Genomic DNA, 433 nt, shown 5'->3' with positions numbered 1-433 from the left:
GCCCGCTGCTCGGACGACCTCATGGCCCAGACCATGGAGGACATGGGGCTGGCCAGCGAGATGGCCCACCTGGGCGACGCGCTGCGCCAGGCGCGCCCCGACCTCCCGTGGGGACGGCGCGGCCAGGTGCCCGACGGCGAGCAGGCCCTCGGCATGGGCGACGCCACCTCCGCCGTGGCCGAGCTCGCCGACCTGGAGGCACTGTCCAACCAGCTCTCCCAGGGTTACGCGGGAGCCTCGCTGGCCGACATCGACGAGGAGCTCCTGGAGCGGGCGCTGGGCCGTCCCGCCGTCGACGACCTCGCCGCTCTCCGGCAGATGGAGAGCGAGCTGGAGCGGCAGGGCTACCTCGACCGCTCCGGCGGCAAGATGGAGCTCTCCCCGAAGGCCGTGCGCCGGCTGGGCGCCACCGCGCTGCGGCGGGTGTTCGCCC

Annotated in this window: 1 protein-coding gene; it reads left to right on the top strand. The window is 75.1% G+C overall.

Annotated elements, in window-relative coordinates; translation table 11 throughout:
* Positions 1–21: 21 nt before the first annotated feature.
* Positions 22–433: hypothetical protein (locus HV826_RS36510; RefSeq protein ID WP_217918927.1), on the top strand; the 412-nt coding region annotated here is incomplete at its 3' end.

The sequence above is a fragment of the Myxococcus sp. AM010 genome, from assembly GCF_013372585.1.
GTDB lineage: Bacteria > Myxococcota > Myxococcia > Myxococcales > Myxococcaceae > Myxococcus > Myxococcus vastator.
Note: the sequence above shows the minus strand (reverse complement) of the source record. Positions and strands in the feature narration are given on the sequence as shown.